Origin of the sequence: Pandoraea sp. CB10b_02 (assembly GCF_002216225.1) — a bacterium.
In the GTDB taxonomy this organism is placed as follows: domain Bacteria; phylum Pseudomonadota; class Gammaproteobacteria; order Burkholderiales; family Burkholderiaceae; genus Pandoraea; species Pandoraea nosoerga.
In genome coordinates, this window is sequence record NZ_NJGW02000003.1 from 1 (window position 1) to 19242 (window position 19242).

General features: G+C 67.1%; 16 protein-coding genes, 1 tRNA gene and 1 pseudogene. 9 read left to right on the forward strand and 9 right to left on the reverse strand.

Annotation, left to right across the window (positions count from 1 at the left end):
• Window positions 1–480: 480 nt before the first annotated feature.
• The gene (locus tag CDN36_RS03545; protein ID WP_287496007.1) at window positions 481–1491 is read left to right on the forward strand and encodes a serine/threonine protein kinase; all 1011 of its coding nucleotides are present in this window, start codon (window positions 481–483) and stop codon (window positions 1489–1491) included.
• Window positions 1492–1501: 10 nt separating this feature from the next.
• On the opposite strand, the gene CDN36_RS03550 is transcribed toward CDN36_RS03545, so the two are convergent.
• Entirely contained in the window at window positions 1502–1960 is a 459-nt protein-coding gene (locus CDN36_RS03550; protein WP_150556458.1) for a metal-dependent hydrolase, read from the reverse strand.
• Window positions 1961–2255: 295 nt separating this feature from the next.
• Here CDN36_RS03550 and CDN36_RS03555 point away from each other — a divergent pair, with 295 nt between their 5' ends.
• From CDN36_RS03555 to CDN36_RS03565, 3 genes and pseudogenes are all read left to right on the forward strand, one after another.
• Window positions 2256–2987 (forward strand): transporter, encoded by a 732-nt coding sequence (locus CDN36_RS03555; RefSeq protein ID WP_287496008.1) that lies wholly within the window; start codon window positions 2256–2258, stop codon window positions 2985–2987.
• A gap of 333 nt (window positions 2988–3320) precedes the next feature.
• A tRNA-Met gene (locus CDN36_RS03560) sits at window positions 3321–3397 on the forward strand.
• Between the two features lie 94 nt (window positions 3398–3491).
• Window positions 3492–3668, forward strand: a pseudogene (locus CDN36_RS03565) (cysteine hydrolase); the annotation flags it as partial.
• A gap of 14 nt (window positions 3669–3682) precedes the next feature.
• On the opposite strand, the gene CDN36_RS03570 reads toward CDN36_RS03565, so the two are convergent.
• Complete coding sequence (locus tag CDN36_RS03570; protein WP_150556456.1) at window positions 3683–4096, reverse strand: hypothetical protein; 414 nt, start codon at window positions 4094–4096, stop codon at window positions 3683–3685.
• A 378-nt stretch (window positions 4097–4474) separates the two neighbouring features.
• On the opposite strand from CDN36_RS03570, the gene CDN36_RS03575 reads away from it, so the two are divergent.
• Window positions 4475–4813, forward strand: a complete 339-nt coding sequence (locus CDN36_RS03575) for a hypothetical protein (RefSeq protein WP_287496009.1) — start codon at window positions 4475–4477, stop codon at window positions 4811–4813.
• A 49-nt stretch (window positions 4814–4862) separates the two neighbouring features.
• On the opposite strand, the gene CDN36_RS03580 is transcribed toward CDN36_RS03575, so the two are convergent.
• From CDN36_RS03580 to CDN36_RS03610, 7 genes are all read right to left on the reverse strand, one after another.
• Window positions 4863–6041 carry a CmpA/NrtA family ABC transporter substrate-binding protein gene (locus tag CDN36_RS03580; RefSeq protein WP_150556454.1) on the reverse strand — a complete coding sequence of 393 codons (1179 nt, stop codon included), beginning with the start codon at window positions 6039–6041 and terminating at the stop codon, window positions 4863–4865.
• 9 nt (window positions 6042–6050) lie between these two features.
• Window positions 6051–6626 (reverse strand): ANTAR domain-containing response regulator, encoded by a 576-nt coding sequence (locus tag CDN36_RS03585; RefSeq protein WP_150556475.1) that lies wholly within the window; start codon window positions 6624–6626, stop codon window positions 6051–6053.
• Between the two features lie 345 nt (window positions 6627–6971).
• The gene (gene cobA, locus CDN36_RS03590) at window positions 6972–7787 is read right to left on the reverse strand and encodes a uroporphyrinogen-III C-methyltransferase (protein ID WP_287496010.1); all 816 of its coding nucleotides are present in this window, start codon (window positions 7785–7787) and stop codon (window positions 6972–6974) included.
• Between the two features lie 140 nt (window positions 7788–7927).
• Complete coding sequence (locus CDN36_RS03595; protein ID WP_287496011.1) at window positions 7928–10645, reverse strand: nitrate reductase; 2718 nt, start codon at window positions 10643–10645, stop codon at window positions 7928–7930.
• Between the two features lie 74 nt (window positions 10646–10719).
• Window positions 10720–11109 carry a nitrite reductase small subunit NirD gene (gene nirD, locus CDN36_RS03600; RefSeq protein WP_150556452.1) on the reverse strand — a complete coding sequence of 130 codons (390 nt, stop codon included), beginning with the start codon at window positions 11107–11109 and terminating at the stop codon, window positions 10720–10722.
• A gap of 50 nt (window positions 11110–11159) precedes the next feature.
• Window positions 11160–13610, reverse strand: coding sequence for a nitrite reductase large subunit NirB (nirB, locus tag CDN36_RS03605; protein WP_150556451.1), 2451 nt, complete (start codon window positions 13608–13610; stop codon window positions 11160–11162).
• Between the two features lie 384 nt (window positions 13611–13994).
• Window positions 13995–15164, reverse strand: a complete 1170-nt coding sequence (locus CDN36_RS03610; protein WP_150556450.1) for an acyl-CoA dehydrogenase family protein — start codon at window positions 15162–15164, stop codon at window positions 13995–13997.
• Between the two features lie 409 nt (window positions 15165–15573).
• Between CDN36_RS03610 and CDN36_RS03615 the strand changes: the two genes are divergently transcribed.
• Genes CDN36_RS03615 through CDN36_RS03630 form a run of 4 tightly spaced genes read left to right on the forward strand, consistent with a single transcriptional unit; the run spans window position 15574 to window position 19234 of the window.
• Complete coding sequence (locus CDN36_RS03615) at window positions 15574–16047, forward strand: MarR family winged helix-turn-helix transcriptional regulator (protein WP_150556449.1); 474 nt, start codon at window positions 15574–15576, stop codon at window positions 16045–16047.
• 3 nt (window positions 16048–16050) lie between these two features.
• Window positions 16051–18051, forward strand: coding sequence for an FUSC family protein (locus CDN36_RS03620; protein ID WP_287496012.1), 2001 nt, complete (start codon window positions 16051–16053; stop codon window positions 18049–18051).
• Window positions 18048–18257, forward strand: coding sequence for a DUF1656 domain-containing protein (locus CDN36_RS03625; RefSeq protein WP_150556447.1), 210 nt, complete (start codon window positions 18048–18050; stop codon window positions 18255–18257). Before CDN36_RS03620 ends, CDN36_RS03625 begins: the two co-directional genes overlap by 4 nt.
• Window positions 18254–19234 carry an efflux RND transporter periplasmic adaptor subunit gene (locus tag CDN36_RS03630; RefSeq protein ID WP_287496013.1) on the forward strand — a complete coding sequence of 327 codons (981 nt, stop codon included), beginning with the start codon at window positions 18254–18256 and terminating at the stop codon, window positions 19232–19234. The genes CDN36_RS03625 and CDN36_RS03630 overlap by 4 nt, the downstream gene beginning before the upstream one ends.
• The last annotated feature ends 8 nt before the right edge of the window (window positions 19235–19242 follow it).

The following is a 19242-nucleotide window of genomic DNA, read 5'->3' on the forward strand; positions in this document are numbered from 1 at the left end:
CCGAAGCAGACGCACCATTCATCGAGTGCCCACACTTATCGGTTGTTCAATTTTTAAAGATCAATCGCGCCTGACTTCGCTTCGTCGCCAACTTGCCGCGCCGTTGCTTCGTTTTTCGCGTCGCTGCATCAGCAGCAGAGAAGTGAGATTATGTCGCAGCTTCTCGTCGTCGTCAACAGTTTTTTCGCACTTCCCGCTCGCCGCCGTAGCAACTCGCCCGCTCAAAAACCGCCAACCACCGAGGCCTTTCGGCCCCTCCCGCCCCGTCGCTTCGCTGCTTGCGCCGCGTCGCCGTCGTTGCGAGAGACGAGATATTAGACAGGATCGCCACGACATGCAAGGAGTTTATGAAACTATTTTGAAATCCCGCAATTTTCCAGCGCTCGCTCCCCTCTCGCTGCGGCGCCGTTTTCTTCTATATATAAGGAACGATGCATCACGGACGCGCGCCGGCGCCCCCGCCTTTGGCAAAATATCGCGATGAACACCGACCTCTCTCCCGATCCCTCGGGTCAAGCCCATCCCTTCTCGGCTTTGCTGCCCGATACCGTCGTCACCGCCGTCGAACAGCTCGGCAGCTACAGCGACGGGCGGCTGCTCGCGCTCAACAGCTACGAAAACCGCGTCTATCAGGTCGGAATGGAAGACGGCCCGCCATTGATCGCGAAGTTCTACCGTCCGAATCGCTGGACGGACGACGCCATTCTCGAAGAACACGCCTTCACCCAGGCGTTGGCCGAGCACGAGATTCCGGTGGTCGCGCCGCTCGCTATCCATGGCCGGACGCTCCATCACTACCACGGCTTTCGCTTCGCGCTCTTTCCTCGACGCGGCGGACGCGCCCCCGAGCTGCAAGACCCCGACACGCTGCACTGGCTCGGACGCTTCCTGGGACGCATCCATGCCGTCGGGGCCACGCAGCCCTTTTGCCACCGAATGACGCTCGACGCCGGCACCTACGGCCGCCAGCCGGTGGAGTACCTCTGGCAGAGCGGTCTGATCCCGACCGATCTGCGAGACGCCTGGCGCAGCATCGTGGATCTCGCGCTCGCAGGCATCGAACGCTCATACGAGCGAGCGGGAGACGTAAAACTGCTGCGCGTCCATGGCGACTGCCACGGCGGCAATGTGTTGTGGACCGACGCCGGCCCGCACTTCGTCGACTTCGACGACACTTGCATGGCGCCCGCCATGCAGGACCTGTGGATGTTGCTCTCGGGAACGCGAGCCGAGATGACCGTCCAGCTCGACGAGATCCTGTCCGGCTACGAGGACTTTGCCGACTTCAATCCGCGCGAACTGCACCTGACCGAAGCGCTTCGCACCCTGCGCCTGTTGCATTACAGCGCCTGGCTGGCACGCCGGTGGGACGACCCCGCCTTCCCCGCTGCCTTCCCGTGGTTCAACACGCAACGCTATTGGCAGGATCGCATTCTGGAGCTGCGCGAGCAGGTCGCGCTGATGGACGAGCCGCCACTCGTGTGGCGCTGAATTTCCCCGCTTACCACCATCGCCACATGACGAAGACAAGCGCGGCGGCAACGCACCACTCGGCGGTCGATCCGGTCGTCACATACAGCGGCGAACGAAACCGCGTGCGCAGCGGCCAGCAAAGCGGCACGCCGGCTGGCGTCAGCCAGTCTGCCAGCAGGTGAGAAAGGTAGCCGGCGCATAGCGCGAGCATCCACGGCGGCACCCGGCCCCAGGCATAGAGGCACGCGAGGGCGGCAAGCACGGGCAGCAAAAGCGAATGCGTCATGCCGCGATGCCCGAACACTCCCGAAATAGCGAGCGACAGTGGCGCGATACGTCGCCCCAGCAGACTCTTGGGATGATCGATGTCGGGCAGCAGCGCGCCAACGAGTGTCAAGGGCCAGTCGTGGACGCTCGCGGCCCAGCCGGTGCGATGCATCAACCAGGTGGCGCCGATACCGAAAACGAGATGACTTCTGGCTTGCATGGCAGACGGACGTCGATGGGGTGCCTATGGGGTGCCTATGGGGTGCCTATGGGGTGCCTATGAGGTGGCTATGGAGTGCCCATGGGGCGTCGTGGGCGTCGTGGGCATCGTGGGCATCGTGGGCATCGCCCCACCTCGTCAGACTTCGAAAATGGGGGGCGAAGTCTATCATCGCCCCGCCCGGCCAACACGGAAATACGACACATCGCGTGCCATGGTTGACGGTGTCATGTGCGCCCCGTACGATCCGCCCCACTGATTTTCCGGCTTTCGGACTGCACGAGGGAGTTTTTCGATGAAGAGGATGCTGCTTCTGGTCGCCGCCACGCTCATGCCGTTGGCCGCGCACGCGACAAACCCGCTCGTCACCGACGACACCGGCACGCAGGACACGGGCAACTGGCAACTCGAACTCAACAGCGAATGGATCACGTTGCCGAGCGCACGTCAGCAACAATGGACGAACACGCTGACCTACGGCGTGCTGCCCAACCTCGACGTCGCCATCCAGGCGCCCTATCAGCGCATGCGCCCCGATGGCGACGGCTGGACCAGCGGCTTCACCGATCTGCAACTGCAGGCGAAATGGCGCTTCCTCGAAGGCGAGACATGGAGTCTCGGCCTCAAGCCGTTCGTTTCGCTGCCGACGGCCAGCGAAGACCGCGGGCTCGGCAATGGCCGGGCCACGACCGGCGCGAACTTGCTGATGCAGTACAACCTCGATCGCTGGACGTTCCTGGCCAACGTCGGCTACACATGGAACAACAACAGCATCGGCAACCGCCAGAGTCTGTGGAATGCGTCAACGGCAGCGTTATTCAGCGTGACGGACGCCGTGCGTCTGGTCGCCGACGTGGGACTGGCCACCAACCCCGACACCGCCACGCAGACGAAGCCGGCCTACGCGCTGGTCGGCGCCATCTACAGCCCGACAAAGGATCTCGACCTCGACGTCGGCTACAAGCGCGGCCTGAACCCCGCCTCGCTGAATCACTCCGTGCAGGCCGGCGTCACCCTCCGCTGGTAAGCGCGGTATCGTGACAAGGCAACTGCATCGGTGTGCCAACCGACCCGCGCCCGCGTACATGCCAGGCAGGCGCGTCGAGGGAACCCGACGCCAGCCGGTCCAGCCGGTCCAACCGGTCCCATGACGGCCCCAGTCGTCATTCCCGAGCGCCACGCGCCTTGCTGATCGCGCCCGATGGCCTGCTTGGCCGCCGAGGGCATGCGCCCCGGCTTTGTGCGCGTGACGCGCCCGGAAAACGCTCGCGGCCCGCACGATTTTCATCCGCCCAATAAAGTTAATGTCATAAATGCTTGACACGATGCGCAGAATACCCGTATTATTCCTCTTCTCAGACGCGGGGTGGAGCAGTCTGGCAGCTCGTCGGGCTCATAACCCGAAGGTCACAGGTTCAAATCCTGTCCCCGCAACCAGATTGGAAAGCCCGTCGATCGCAAGATCGACGGGCTTTTGTCTTTCTGGCGCGAGCGGCGGCGTTCCACGCGCTTGCACCACGAGCCCGGTCCGACGGGAGTCATGTTCTCCACCGTCGCCCATGCCAGCGATGCCGACTACTGCCTGTTCACCGTCAAGGATTGCTGCTACGACCCTGACGAGCTCGCGCACGAGCGCCTGTTCGCGACATCGTTCGAATCGCGCACGACCGTGCTCTCGCTCGACGACGCCGTGACGATGCTCGGGTAAGACGCGCCGTGCGCTCAGGCGGCCCCACCGCCGAGCAGGTCGTGCTCGTCGAGAATGGCGTAAGCAATGTCGGGATTGCGATCGAGACAGCGGCGCACGGCCGCCGGAATGGTCTTTCTGGTCTTGCGGCACAGGCCGGGCTGTTGCGCGAGCTGGATGCCGATGCCGCGCACCGTGCGCACCTCGTTCGGCCCCGGCGCGATCTGCAGCACGATGCCGAGCTGCGCCTGCATGAGACCTGCGATGCGCTTGAGCTCCTCGTAACTCGCGATGGCTTCGATCCGCTCGATCAACCGCTTCTCCTCGGTCTGCGTCAATCGCAATACCCGGATGTCGCCGCCCGGCTCGCGCAAAAGCGCCTCGCGCTCGCATGAGCAGGCGCCCGGTGGACATTCGACACGGATAGGGAAAGGAACGGCTGCTGCCATCGCTGGAGTTGGGGACACACTGGGCTTCAGGCCCGGACACCCCAAGAAAATAGCCGAATCCCGCCTGAAACTGAACCGGTATCGCCACTAATTGGTCGCCAGCGCCGCTCGCGCCGACGCACGCCCGAGCATGGCGCCCGCCGCGCGAGCGCCGTTCGCCATTCTCCTCACTTTGCGCAACAGACGTTTTCCGTTTCGACGCTTTATCCGTCCCGCGCCGATCCGTATGCTCATGAGCATGCACTGGGGCGGGACGAGACGCCCGCCTGAAGCCGCCGGCGCACAACGACGTGCGCCGGTTTGCGTTGCGAACCCCACCGTCTCCCCGGCGCGGCAGCAAACCCCCAACGCGGCGCGCCCTCACCACAGCCGACGGTCATGACAAAGAAGATTGCGTTAGCAGCGTTTCTCGCGGTACCCGGGTCGTTCGCGATCCTCGCCCTGGCATGCCTGCATCCCGGCGCGCGCCGCGCGCTGGCCAGCGCCGCCGGGCTAGAGCCGATGCTGGCCAATCTTTCTCGCCACGTCGTGCTCCTCGCGCTCGTCTACCATCTGAACCTGCACCCCCGCCATGGCGCGCGTGCGCTGCGCGCCTGCCGCAAGCACGCCGATGCCCTCGGTGCCATCGAACGCATCAGGGGCATCACCGGCACGCCGGCCTTCGGCTCCCCGATGGAATTCGAGGAATTGCACGACTGCGACGCCTTGGCGGGCTGAGGCCCCACCGCCGCGCCCCACCGCTCCACCGCCACCTCCGTCGCCGCGCTCACGGTGCGCGAATCGCATAGCCGTCGACGTAGGCACGCAGGTCGTGCACGCTCCCCGGCGCCCAGACTCTACCGTCACACAGCACGTCGCCGGCGGGTGTGGCCGCTGCTGGCAACCCCTCGGCACGCGCGGCGGACTCGAACAGCGCCGTCTGATTGATCGCCGCGGCCGTTTGCGCCGCCTGCGCCAGCGCCTCGTCCCCCACCATCGCCCAGCGGCGATATTGCGCGATGAACCAGATGCCGTCGAGCGGATGCGGGTAGTTCACGGCGCCGTCGTCGAAGAAGCTCACGGGCAGCAGCGCATGCCTGCCGGGCAGACGTCCGAAGTCGCCGAGCAGCCGGGCGGCGATCAGGTCGCGCGGGGCGCCGACCCACGCCGGTTCGGCGAGCCATCCGGCAGCCTCGGCCCGATGCCCCGGCATGTCCAGCCAGCGGCAAGCACTCAGCAGCGTGCGCACCAGCGCCTGAGCCGTGCGCGGATAGCGAGTCACGAAATCATGCCGGCAGGCGAGCACCTTCTCCGGATGATTCGGCCAGATGTCGCTCGACACCACGACCGTGCGCCCCAGCCCGCGCGCCTGCGCCACGGCGTGCCACGGTTCGCCGCAGCAAAAGCCGTCGAGCCCGCCTTCGTCCATCGCCGCGACCATGTGCGCGGGCGGAATCACAATGCGCGAAATCTCCGTGAGCGGATCGACGCCCTGGGCCGCGAACCAGTAGTTCAGGAACATCGCGTGCGTGCCGGTCGGGAAGGTTTGCGCAAAGACCGGCTTGCGCCCGAGCGACGCGAGCGCGCTGCGCACGTCGCCCGTCTGCGCCATCGCGTCGGCCAGCGAAGGCGTGACCGTAATCGCCTGCCCGTTGCGGTTGAGCACCATCAGCACGGCCATCGCCTCGCGCGGCCCGCCAATGCCCAGTTGCACGCCATACACCAGCCCGTAGAGCGAATGTGCGGCGTCGAGCTCGCCGGTGAGCAGCTTGTCGCGAATCGCCGCCCACGACGACTCGCGGCTCAGCTCCAGCGTGAGGCCGTGTTCGTGCCCCAGCTCGAGGCGCTTGGCCACGATCAGCGGCGCGGCGTCGGACAGCGCGACGAACCCCACCCGCAAATGACGCTTCTCCGGCGCACCGCCTGTCGTTGGCGCCTGGGGAGTCAACCATGATGACGTGGACATGAGCAGTGTCTATCCCAGTAATTCGGCGATCGAGACGAGCTGGCGCGCCACTTCGGCGAGCTTCTCGCCCTGATCCATTGCCCGTTTGCGCAGGATGGCATACGCCTCCTGCTCGGAAATCCGGCGCCGGTCCATGAGCAGACGCTTGGCGCGGTCGATCAGCTTGCGATCGGCCAGTTCGCTCTCCGCCTTGGCGAGCCGTGCGCGCAACTTCTCCTCATGCGCGAAGCGCGCGAGCGCGACCTCGAGAATGGGCGCGAGGCGGTCGGCCGCGAGCCCTTCGACCGAGTACGCCGTGACGCCGGCATCGACGGCCGCGCGGATGAGCGATTGATTGCCGTCGGCCGAGAACATCAGCACGGGGCGTGGTGCGGCCGCATTCATCACCGCGAGCTGCTCGAGCGTGTCGCGCGAGGGCGATTCCGTGTCGATGATGACCACGTCAGGACGCTCGCTCTCGACCACGCGCGGCAGCGCCTGCGGCTTGGCCACTTCGGCGAGCATCTCGCAGCCCAGGCGAGCGAGCGCTGCGCGCAGTTCGCCGATCGGCTTGTCCGTGTCGGTGACGAGCAGCACGCGCAACATGCCCTGCGCGCCGTCCGGCGCTGCGGGAAAACGCGACGAAGGCGTCGGGACGGATGGGTCAGCCGAAAGATCGATGTCCTCGGCGTCCGTTTTTTTCGGCAAGTTCGTGGGGGCCAGCAGGCCGGTCGTAAGGTTGGGTTCCGGTGCGCCGCGAGTGCGGCTGCATCGAGTCCAGTCGGGTCAAGCGGTCAAATCAAGCAAATCAAGCCAACGAGGCAAGTCAGGCAATCCGGTCAAGCAACGACTTCGAACAACTCAAGCCGCACCTCCACGCCGCAACTTCAAGCCACGACTTCAAGCCACGACTTCGGGCCATTCGAGTATAGGCAGCTACAACACAACGCTTCAGGCGGCCTGGGCGATGACACCGTCTGCCATCGTCATTACGCCGCTCGCGAGCCGGTCGGGCGCCGCCGCGCCAAGCGCATCGCGCCCGTCACGGTCCGCGCACGCCGCCTCACCGACCGCGCCGCCCACGAGCAGGATGGCCGGGCTCGTGAAGCCGGCCGCGCGCACGTCCGCGGCCAGCCGCCCGAGCGACGTCACCATGCGGCGCTCCTGCGGCGTGCCAGCCCATTGCACCGCCGCCGCCGGCGTGGCAGGCGACAGATGCCCGAGCAGCGTCGCGGTCAACGTCTCCACGCGCTGCAGCCCCATGTAGATCGCGAGCGTCGTTCCCGTCGCCGCGAGCGCCGACCAGTTCGGCGCACTGCCGTCCTGACGGTGCGCGGTAACGAAAGTCACGCCGGCGCAGTGATCGCGGTGCGTGAGCGACATGCCAAGACCGGCCGCGGCAGCGAACGCCGCCGAGACCCCGTTCACGATCTCGACCGGCACGCCCGCACGACGCAGGGCCGCCATCTCCTCGCCCGCACGGCCGAACATCAGCGCGTCGCCGCCCTTCACCCGCACCACATGCGCGCCGCGCCGGGCAAGGCGACACATCAGCCGCTCGATGAACACCTGCGGCGTGGACCGGCAGCCGCCCCGCTTGCCCACGGCAATCACGCGAGCCTGCGGCGCGAGCGTGGCGATCTCCGGATTGGCCAGATCGTCGACGAGCAGCACGTCCGCTTCGCCCAGTACGCGCGCCGCGCGCAGCGTGAGCAAGTCCAGCGCGCCCGGTCCGGCGCTGAGCAGGGTGACTTTGCCTGGCTTCATGATCGTTCTCCCTTGGTTCCCCGATATCCTGCATATCGCTTCGCGCGACGAGTCCCGTACTGCCCGCCTTGTGTCTTGCAACTCGTGTGCGCAACATGCGCAACGGGCGGCAGTGAGCCGCGACGGCGCGCGGCGAGCCCTCATGCGGCGCCGCTCGCCATCGGCACGGCCGCCTTCACCCCGGGCGCGGCGCACATGCGCTGCAGCTCGGGCACGCACGATCCGCACACGGTGCCGCAGCCGAGCGTCGCCTTGAGTCCGGCGAGGTCCGCCCCCGCCGCAATCGCCGCCGTAATACGCGATGCCTTGATCTGCTTGCACTGACACACCGTCAGGTCGCGTGGCGCCGCCGGAGCACGGTCGGCGACGAACACGGCGTGCCGCGGGCGCGTCCACGGCGAACCTTCGCGCACCCGCGCCAGCAGCGACGCCGAGCCCGCCACGTCCGCCTCGCTGCCCGCGACGAGCACGCCGTCGATCAGCGTCTCGCGCCATGCCACGCGCTTCGTCATGACACGGCGCGCATCGCGATACTCGAGCAGCGATTCGTCGCGCGGCAGATCGAGCGCTGCGTGCAGGCGCTCGAGCCAGTCGGCATCGGGCTGATCGTCGGCGGCCGTCACCACGATGCGATCGTCACCTTCGAGGCGCACCGTCGCAAAACGCCGCGCGGCGAGCAGCGGCTGCACGGCCGCGTGCAAGCGCAGCGCATCGCCGCGCCGCACGGCCGCCACGCGCCACGGCAACGTAAGCGGATCGACGCGCACGGCCGCGTGCTTGAGCTCCGGCTGCCTCGAGTACGGATCGACCGCTCCCGTCGTGGCGTCGTTCACGCCCCCGCCATTCAGAAACTGTCCGCTCCAGTGCATCGCGGCGAACACCGTGCCGGAGGCCACGTCGTCGCTCAGCGCGAGCGTCAGCACCCGTTCGCCGCGACGACTGGAAAGCCGCACGAAGTCGCCCGGCCGAAGACCGCGTCGCGCCGCGTCGGCCGGATGCATCGTGAGTGTCGGCTCCGGTGCGTGGTCGAAGAGCTGGCCGACGCGTCCCGTGCGGCTCATGCCGTGCCACTGGTCGCGCAGTCGCCCCGTGATGAGCCGCAGTGGATGCCGCGCATGGATGGGCTCGGCCACGGGCCGGTATTCGAACGCATGAAAGCGGGCGCGTCCGTCGGCGGTGGCGAACACGCCGTCTTCATAACGGCGCGCAAGCCCCTGCGAGGCGCCAGCCGGAAACGGCCACTGCTGCGGGCCGAGCTGTTCCAGTCGCGCATAGTCGAGCCCGCCGATATCGAGATCGCGGCCGACGGTGAGCGCGCGATGCTCGTCGAAAATCGCTTCGAGCGACGAGAAGGCGAACGGCTCGGGCGGCGCATCGAGCATCGGCGCAAGGCGGCGCGCGACTTCGCTCGCAATCCACCAGTCCGCGCGCGCCGCACCGGGCGGCGGCACGGCCGCGCGCACGCGCGAGATGCGCCGCTCCGAATTCGTGACGGTGCCCGCCTTCTCGCCCCAGCTTGCCGCGGGCAGCAGGACATCGGCATACGGCACGGTGTCGGTCTGGTGAAACGCCTCTTGCACCACCACGAACTCCGCCGACGCCAGCGCTTCGCGCACCCGTGCGCTGTCGGGCATCGAGTGCACGGGGTTCGTGCAGGCGATCCAGATGGCCTTGATGCGGCCGTCGCGCACCGCATCGAACATCTCGACGGCCGGCAGGCCGGGCCGGTCGGACAGTCCCTGCACGCCCCACAGGCGCTCGATCTCGGCGCGGTGCGCGGCGTTGCCGATCTCGCGATGCGCCGCGAGCATCGTCGCGAGGCCGCCGACCTCGCGCCCGCCCATGGCGTTCGGCTGGCCGGTCAGCGAAAACGGACCCGCGCCGGCGCGGCCGATCTGCCCGGTGGCCAGATGCAGATGAATGAGCGCCAGGTTCTTCTCGGTGCCGTGGCTCGATTGATTGAGCCCCATGCAGTAAAGCGAGAGCGCGGCCGGACTTTCGCCGAACCAGTCGGCCGCCTGACGCAGCGCCGCTTCGTCGATGCCGCAGATGTCCGCCGCGTGTTGCGGCGGATAGTCGCGCAACGTCTGCTTGAGCGCGTCGAACCCTTCGGTATGCGCGTCGATGTACTCCCGGTCGATGCGCCCTTCCCAGATCAGGTGGTGCAGCATGCCGTGAAAGAGCGCCACGTCGGTGCCGGGCACGATGGGCAGGTGCAGATCGGCCATCGCGGCCGTGTCGGTGCGGCGCGGGTCCACCACGATCCAGCGAATCGACGGATCGGCGGCCTTCGCCGCTTCCAGCCGCCGGAACAGCACCGGATGCGCATACGCCATGTTGCTGCCCGCGAACAGTACCGTGCGCGCGGCTTCGAGATCGTCGTAGCACGTGGGCGGACCATCCGCGCCGAGCGCCATCTTGTAGGCGCTCACCGCGCTCGACATGCACAGCCGCGAGTTGGTATCGATGTTGTTGGTGCGCACCAGCCCTTTGGCGAGCTTGTTGAAGACGTAATAGTCCTCGGTGAGCAGTTGCCCCGAGACATAGAACGCCACGGCGTCGGGCCCGTGGCGGCGAATGACGTCCGCAAAGCGCGAGGCGACCGTGTCGAGCGCCTCGTCCCATGCAACGGGCGCGCGAGCGGCATCGCGCGCGGTGCGCAGTTCGGGGGTTAGCACGCGCCCGGTCAACGACTGTGTCGTCATCGGCAGCGTCATGCCCTTGCTGCACAGGCGCCCTTGGTTGGCCGGGTGCGCCGGGTCGCCCCTTACGCCGACGATGCGCTCACCGTCGCTCTCGACGAGCATGCCGCAACCGACGCCGCAGTAGCAGCAGGTGGTTTGCGTGATGGTGTTCATGGACGGCTCCGGCTGTAGCAAGGGCGTGATCGGCAGGGTGACGTTGGCGGCATTGCGAGTGCGTTACCGGCACGTCAGGCGGCGGCCGGTTCCGCCGGTTCCGTGGTCTTTCCGGGCGCCTCGTCACCCGCGTCGTCCACGTCATCCACGCACAGGTACACCTGGTCCGCGTCGATCCGCACGGCAAAGCGCCGCGCACAGCCCACGTCGGGCGCGCATGCCTGCCCCGTCGCCAGATCGATGTTCCAGGCATGCAGCGGGCACGTCACGCGCTCGCCGTGGACAATGCCCTGCGAGAGCGCGCCGCCCTTGTGCGGACACTTGTCACGCAGCGCGAAGACCTTGTCCGCTTCGGTGCGGAACAGCGCAATGTCGCCGCCGGCGTGCGGCATGACGCGCGAGCCCAGTCGCGGGATCGCGTCGATGTCGCACACGTGCAGCCAGATCGGTTCGGATAGCGTCATGGCAGTTTCCTTCAGGCGATTTCCAGCAATTTCAGGCGGTTCCGTCGATTTCACACGGTCGCCGGCTCGACGCGCTGCGGCACGAGCGGACGATATTCATTGGCTTGCGCACCGTCGATGCGCGCCTGCCATGGGTCGGGCAGACCGTCGAGCGAATAGAGCAGCCGTTCGTAGAGCGCGCGACGATTGGCGGCGTCGGCCACCACGCGCTGCTTCACGTAGTCGAGCCCCACGCGGTGTATGTAATGCACCGTCCGATCGAGGTAGTACGCCTCCTCGCGGTAGAGCTGCAGGAAGGCGCCTGTGTACTCCTTCACTTCCTCGGCCGTCTTCACCTTCACGAGAAACTGCGCGACTTCGGTCTTGATCCCGCCGTTTCCGCCAACGTAGAGCTCCCAGCCCGAGTCCACGGCAATCACGCCCACGTCCTTGATGCCGGCTTCAGCACAGTTGCGCGGGCACCCCGACACGGCGAGCTTCACCTTGTGCGGCGACCACATGTTCGCGAGCATCGTCTCCAGGTCGATCCCCATCTGCGTGCTGTTTTGCGTGCCGAAGCGGCAGAACTCGCTGCCCACGCACGTCTTCACCGTGCGGATCGACTTGCCGTAGGCGTGTCCCGAGGGCATGCCCAGATCGCGCCACACGTTGACGAGGTCTTCCTTCTTCACGCCGAGCAAATCGATGCGCTGGCCGCCGGTGACCTTGACCATGGGAATCCGGTATTTGTCGGCCACGTCGGCAATGCGGCGCAGCTCGCTCGGGTTCGTCACGCCGCCCTTCATCTGCGGCACGACGGAGAACGTGTTGTCCTTCTGGATGTTGGCGTGCACGCGCTCGTTGACAAAGCGGCTCTGCGGATCGTCCACCGCCTCCTTCGGCCAGGTGCTGAGCATGTAGTAATTGAGCGCCGGGCGACAGGTTGCGCAGCCGTTGGGGGTGCGCCACTCGAGAAAGTCGAAGGCGGCGCGGTGCGTGGTCAGGTGATGCTCGCGAACGGCGCGACGCACCTCGGCATGCGAGAGATCGGTACAGCCGCACACCGCCTTTTCCTTGGGTGCGGCGTCGTAGGTCGAGCCGAGCGTGCTCATCAGAATCTGCTCGCACAGCCCCGCGCACGAGCCGCACGAGCTCGCGGCCTTGGTGTGCTTCTTCACCTCGTCGAGCGTGAACAGGCCCTTCTCGGTGATCGCCTTGACGATGGTGCCCTTGCACACGCCGTTGCAGCCGCACACCTCGTCGCTGTCGGCCATCGCCGCCGCGCGGTTCTGCCCTTGCGTGCCGACGTCGCCCACGCTGGATTCGCCGAACATGATGCGCTCGCGCAGCTCGCCCAGTGCGCGCCCTTCGCGCAGCAGCTTGAAGTACCACGCGCCGTCGGCCGTATCGCCGTAAAGGCAAGCCCCGACGAGCTTGTCGTCGCGTATCACCAGCTTCTTGTAGACGCCGCCGGCCGGGTCGGACAGTACGATTTCCTCGGTGCCCTCGCCGCCCTGGAAGTCGCCGGCGGAGAACAGGTCGATGCCCGTGACCTTGAGCTTGGTCGAGAGCACCGAGCCGCGATAGCTGCCAATGCCCATGAGCGCAAGATGGTTCGCGCAGACCTTCGCCTGTTCGAAGAGCGGGGCGACCAGACCGTACGCCACGCCGCGGTGGCTCACGCACTCACCTACCGCGTAGATGCGCGGATCGTAGGTCTGCAACGTGTCGGAGACGACGATGCCGCGCGAGCAATGGAGGCCCGCCGCTTCGGCGAGCGCGGTGTTCGGGCGGATGCCCGCGGCCATCACGACGAGCTCGGCCGCGATCTCGTCGCCGTTGCTAAAACGCACGCCGCTCACGCGCCCGTGGCCGTCGTCGAGAATGGCCGAGGTCTGATGCGAGAGGCGGAACGCCAGACCGCGCGCCTCGAGCGACTGCTGCAGGAGCTTGCCGGCCGTGCTGTCGAGCTGACGCTCGAGCAGCGTGTCGGCCAGGTGCACGACGGTCACGTCCATGCCGCGCAGCTTGAGACCGTTGGCCGCCTCCAGCCCCAGCAGGCCGCCGCCGATCACCACCGCGTGGCGCTTCACGCGCGCCGTCTCGATCATGATCTCGGTGTCGCGAATGTCGCGGTAGCTGATCACGCCCTCGAGGTCGTTGCCCGGCACCGGCAAGATGAACGGGCTCGAGCCGGTGGCGATCAGCAGCCGATCGTATGGCGCTTCGGTGCCGTCGGCGCAGCGCACGACGCGGCGGGGCCGGTCGATCTGCGTGACTTCCTTGCCCAGATGCAGCGTGATGCCCTTGCTCTCGTACCACTCGAGCGGGTTGAGCACGATGTCGGCGAACGACTGCTCCCCGGCAAGCACCGGCGAGAGCAGGATGCGGTTGTAGTTCGGATGCGGCTCGGCACCGAATACGGTGATGTCGTACTGATCCGGCGCGATCTCCAGCAATTCCTCTAGCGTGCGGATGCCGGCCATGCCATTGCCGATAACGACCAGACGAGGTTTGCGCATGCTCTCTTCTCCCATTGCAATGCCTGCTGCGCCCGAAAAACAAAACGGCGTCCGTCCGCGCCGAAGCACGGAGGGACGCCGTTGTCCTGTGGCGACGTCGCAGACCATTGCGCCCCAACGTCGCCTTCGAATTCGTTGCCGGCGACGCCTTTGCCGCTGGCCTTTACGCTAACGCAACAAGCGTGCCAGGCCGGGGGAAATATCGGGAAAAGCGCGACAGGACAAGGCTGGAGCGGCGCATCCCCCATAGGGAGAATCTGAAATTGCTCGGAAATTTTCCGCACCGCAGCAGTGCAAGATGTTCTGCATGCCGCAGCGGGCGCACCACGATGAAGCGCCCGGCGGGGCGCGAATGCGCCCCCGATGGGCGTCGCGGGCGCCGCCTCAGTCGTCCTGCATGAGCGCGCGGCCGATGATCAATTGCTGGATTTGCGTGGTGCCTTCATACAGCCGCAGCAGACGCACGTCGCGGTAGAACCGCTCGACCTTGTACTCGTTGATGTAGCCCGCGCCGCCGTGGATCTGCACACCGCGGTCCGCCACGCGCCCGACCATCTCGGTGCAAAACAGCTTCGCGCAGGAGGCGCGCATGCTCACGTCGGTGTCGCGCCTGCCGGCGGGACGCGCGTCGTAGCGCTGCGCACAGTCCTGCACCATCGACCAGCCGGCGTAGAGCTCGGCCTGGCTGTCGGCGAGCATCGCCTGCACGAGCTGGAAGTCGCCGATGCGCTGGCCGAACTGCTTGCGCTCGCGCGCGTAGGCGACCGACTCGTCGAGAATGCGCTGCGCCATGCCGCAAGCCAGTGCAGCCACGTGCAGGCGCCCACGGTCGAGCACTTTCATGGCCGTCTTGAAGCCCTTGCCCGCTTCGCCGCCGATGATGTTCGCAGCCGGCACGCGCGCGCCGTCAAGAATGACATCGCAGGTCCTGGTGCCGCGCTGGCCCATCTTCTTGTCCGGTTTGCCCAGCGACAGACCGGGCGTGTCGGCCGGGACGATGAACGCCGAGATGCCGCCCGCGCCTTCGCCGCCGGTGCGCGCCATCAGCGTGAACGCCCCCGCGCGCGGAGCGTTGGTGATGAAGCGTTTCACGCCGTCGATGACATAGGCGTCGCCGTCGAGCACGGCCCGTGTCTTGAGCGCCGCGGGGTCCGAGCCGGCATCCGGCTCGGTGAGCGCGAACGACATGATGAGCTCGCCGCTCGCCACGCGGGGCAGCAGCTCGCGCTTCTGAGCTTCGGTGCCGTCCATCAGAATGCCCTGCGAGCCGATGCCGACGTTCGTGCCGAACACGGAGCGAAACGCGAGCGAGGTCTGCCCGAACTCGAACGCAACGCGCGCCTCCTGCGCCATCGACAGCCCGATGCCGCCATAGGCTTCCGGAATCGACAGGCCGAAGAGCCCCATCGCCTTCATCTCGTCGACGATGGCCGGCGGCACTTCGTCCTGCTCCTCGACGTCGTTCTCGGCCGGCACCAGCCGCTCGCGGATGAAGCGCTGCACGGCCGCGAGCAACAGGTCGAACGATTCGCTATCCAGTCCCTTCGATGTCATCTCTGTATTCCTTGAACTTCCGAGGCGAGGCGCCAGGCGCATTCGTTCGCGCCCCCGACTGCGGCGTCTCGCGCAATTTGAATTTCTGTATCTTACCCGCGGGTGTACCGGGCAGCGAGTCACGCACCTCGGCGCACCTCGGCGCACCTCGGCGCACCTCAGCGCACTTCGGCCAACACTACCGCGCCCCGCGACGCCCCGTGACCGGTCGCGCCGAGCCCGGCCATGTCACCCCTTTCAAAAATAAAACGGGCGAAGACCGCCGCAAACGTGCATCCGAAAGCGCTTTGCGCGACCGTTTTTCGGCCCAAAACCCCAATCACGACAAGGACTTATCGGAACCTCGCCGTCTCGTGCAACACGGCATTAACTAGCATGCTAATTATTAGTTAACATATAATCTTTCTCCATGACCTCCCTGGAATCCCTCCGCTTCGCCTTCACCAGTCATCTGCTGCTCGCGGGCAAACAGTGGCGCCAGCTCTCGCAGGGCGCCATCGGTGAATACGGCATTTCGGCGGCGAGCGCTGGCCCGCTGCTGTTCATCCGCCGGCTCGGCCAGGGCGTGCGTCAGGTCGAGCTCGCCGAATACGTCGGCCTGGAAGGGGCGTCGCTGGTGCGGCTGCTCGATCAGTTGTGCGCCGCCGGCCTCGTGCGGCGCGAAGTGGACGCCAGCGACCGGCGCGCCAACGCCCTGCGGCTGACCGAGGCCGGCGAGGCGCTCGCCGAAAAGCTCGAAAGCGAACTCAGCCAGTTGCGCGCGAAAGTCTTCGCGAGCGTCTCGCGCGAGGATTTCGAAGCGGTGCTGCGTGTGTTCGAAGCTCTCTCCAGCGCGGCCGGTCCGGATGCGACCCTCCTCGCGATGGAGCCTCCCAAGAAGTAGACCGTGCTCAACTGGCCTTCCTCCCGCGACTGGATCTTCTCGATCAAGGCGTTCGCCGCTTCCATGCTGGCGCTCTACATCGCGCTCGCGCTCGGCCTGCCGCGCCCGTACTGGGCCATGGCTACGGTCTACATCGTGTCGCACCCGCTCACCGGGGCGACACGCTCCAAGGCGCTGTACCGTGTGCTCGGCACGCTGCTCGGCGCCGCCGCTTCCATCGCCTTCGTCCCGGCGCTGGTCAACACGCCGGAACTGCTGATGGCAGCCGTGGGGCTGTGGACCGGCACGCTGCTCTATATCTCGCTGCTGCATCGCTCGCCGCGCAGCTATGTATTCCTGCTCGCCTCGTACACCCTGCCGCTCATCGCCCTGCCCGCCGTGAACACGCCGGACGTCATCTTCGACATCGCCATCGCGCGCGCCGAGGAGATCATTCTCGGCATCGTCTGTGCGAGCGTGGTCGGTGCGGTCGTCCTGCCCACGAGCGTGGCCAAGGTACTGCACGACCGTTCGGCGCGCTGGCTCGCCGACGCCGCGCGCTGGACGGCCGACATGCTCTCGGCCGACCCCGACGGCAAGGCGACGCGCCACATGAGCCGGCACCGCATGGCCGCCGACATCCTGGCGCTCGACCAGTTGATCAGCCAGCTTTCGTATGACGCCGACACGTCCGCACGGGTGAGCGACGCACAGGAGCTGCGCGGCCGCATGACGATGATGATGCCCGTGCTCTCCACGGTGGCGTCGCTCGTACAGACGCTGCGCCAGCATCCGCAAGGGGTGCCCGGCGCACTCGAGGCGAAGATGGCCGACGTGGTCGCATGGCTGCGCCGCGGCGCCCCCTCGCCCGCACCGGCGCACCTGCTCAGCCCGCCGCAGGCCGCCGGCGAAGCGTCCGACTGGTACGGCGCGCTGGTCGCCGCGACCGAGGACCGCCTGCGCTCGCTCGTGCAGCTCTGGCAAGACTGCGCGACGCTGCAGCGGCGCTTCGGCCAGCCCGACGACGCTCCCGAATGGTCGCCCGCGTTTGCCCACTGGGAGCTCGGCGGCGCGCGTCACTATGATCATGGCCTGCTGCTGTTCTCGACGCTCTCCGCCGCGCTGTGTACGTTCCTGATGGGCATGGCGTGGATCTACACCGGGTGGAACGACGGTGCGGCCGGCGTGTCGCTCGGCGCCGTGGCGTGCTGCTTTTTCGCGGCGATGGACGAACCGGCGCCCTTCATCCGTTCGTTCTTCTGGGCGACGGCCGTGTGTGTCGTGTTCGCCGCCGTGTACGTCTTCTTCATCCTGACGAACGCCCACGACTTCGGCCTGCTCGTCGCGCTCTTCGCCGTTCCGTATCTGTTGCTCGGCACGCTCATCGTGCAGCCGCGCTTCACGATGGTGGCCATGCTCGTGGCCGTCAACACGGCGAGCTTCGTCGGCATTCAAGGCGGCTACAACGCCGACTTCAGCGCGTTCCTCAACAGCAATCTTGCCGGGCTGGCCGGCGTGCTGTTCGCGCTGCTGTGGACCCTGCAGACGCGCCCCTTCGGCACGCGCGTGGCGATGCGCCGCCTCATTCATGCGAGCTGGCGCGACATCGCCAGGAACGCGCGCGGGCGCTCGGTTGCCGAGCACGGGCGCCTGCGCTCGCGCCTGCTCGACCGACTCGGCCAACTCGTGCCGCGCCTGGCCGCGAGCGAGAGCGAGACGTCGAGCGACGGCTTCACCGAAGTGCGCGTCGAACTCTCCGCGCTCGCCTTGCAACGCGAGCTGCCGCATCTGAATCCCTCGCAGCGCAGCGCCATCGAGGCGGTGCTCAACGACGTGGCGCGCTTCTACCAGGCGCGTCTCGACGAAGCGGTGAGCCGCCCTGACGCCACGCTGCAAGACAAACTGCTGGGCGCGGTGCGCTCTCTGGTGGCTCACGGCGATCAGGCGTCGCGCAGTGCGCGCGCATCGCTCATGGACATCCACGTCGCACTGTTCCCGGCCACACAACCCCGGAGTGCTCAATGAGCGCAGAGATCGATATCTATGGCGTGTTCGTGCCGATGCTGCTGGCGCTGATGGTCGTTGCCTTCGTGGTGACCGGCGTGCTGCGCTTCGCGCTCGCGCGCCTGGGCTTCTACAAGCTCGTCTGGCACCGTTCGCTATTCAACCTCGCTGTGTACATCATCGCGCTGGGCGGCATCGTCGCCATCGCGCGGGCCTGCCAACCATGAAACTGAAACTTCGCTCCATCGGCTCCGTCGTCCTGACGCTCGCGGTATCGTGCGTCGCGATTTTCGTGCTCCTGCACCTGTGGGATTACTACACCGTCGCCCCGTGGACGCGTGACGGTCGCATTCGCGCCGACATCGTGCAGATCGCGTCCGACGTCTCCGGCCTCGTCACCGACGTCGAGGTCAAGGACAATCAGCCGGTGCATCGCGGCGACCTGCTCTTCGTCATCGATCGCGATCGCTACGCGCTTGCGCTGCAGCAGGCCGAAGCCAATGCCGCCGCCCTGCGCGCCACGCTTGCACAGGCCCGTCGCGAGAACGCCCGCAATCGTCAACTGACGGAAGTCGTCGCCAGAGAAGTGGTGGAAGCCGGCCAGGCCAAGGTCGAGTCCGGCGAAGCCGCCGTGGCGCAAGCCGAGGCCGCCGTGCGGCTGGCGAAACTCAATCTCGAACGCACGCGTGTGCTCGCGCCGGCCGACGGCTATCTGAACGACCGCGTGCCGCGCGTGGGCGACTATGTCAGCACCGGCCGCCCGGTGCTCTCGATGGTCGATGCGAACTCGCTGCACGTGGAAGGCTATTTCGAAGAGACGAAGATGCGCGGCATTCACATCGGCGACAAGGTCGAAGTGCGCCTGATGGGCGAGCGCGACGTGCTGCACGGCCACGTGCAGAGCATCGTCGCCGGCATCGAGGATCGCGACCGCACGAGCGGCGCGTCGATGCTGCCCAACGTCAACCCGACCTTCAACTGGGTTCGCCTCGCGCAGCGCATTCCGGTGCGCATCGCGCTCGACGACGTGCCCAAGGACATGCGGCTTGTGGCCGGGCGCACGGCCACGGTAACCGTCATCGAAGGCCGACACGAGAAGACCGCGGATGCCGGCCGGGCGGCGCACGCCGCGCCCGCCGCCCAGGTCGCCCACGTCGCCCTCCTCGCGCGCCGGACCGGCGCCCAGTCCGGAGCACGGCAGTGAAAGCGCGA